This window comes from Rhodobacter sp. Har01, from assembly GCF_020564565.1.
Lineage (GTDB): Bacteria > Pseudomonadota > Alphaproteobacteria > Rhodobacterales > Rhodobacteraceae > Pseudogemmobacter.
The window spans coordinates 1-261 of the sequence record NZ_JAJCTD010000054.1; the positions used below are offsets into that span (position 1 = coordinate 1).

Consider the following 261-nt stretch of genomic DNA (forward strand, 5'->3'; position numbering starts at 1 on the left):
ACTTCTGGGTCGAGACGCCGTCCACCGTCACCGCGGCGAAGGCATAGAGCTTGCGGCCGTCCGAGAAGGTGTCGTAGCGCAGCCAGTTCTGCGCGTCCTGCTCGGCCAGGAAGCCCTGGCCCTGGTATTTCGTCGCCGGCAGGCTGAGGAAGCGCGCCTCAAGCTGGAAATCATCGTCCGCGGTGGTCTGCATCGCCCGCGCCGCGGTGTTGGTGTTCCAGGCGTCATAGGTCCCGTCCGGGGTCACCAGCGCCAGCCAGG

The 261-nt window shown here is 67.4% G+C and carries 1 protein-coding gene; it reads right to left on the reverse strand.

Going from position 1 to position 261, the window contains the following annotated elements:
* Window positions 1-247, reverse strand: a 247-nt coding sequence (locus tag LHP98_RS19750) for a hypothetical protein (protein ID WP_227254175.1), incomplete at its 3' end; no start/stop codon positions are given.
* Between the last annotated feature and the right edge of the window lie 14 nt (window positions 248-261).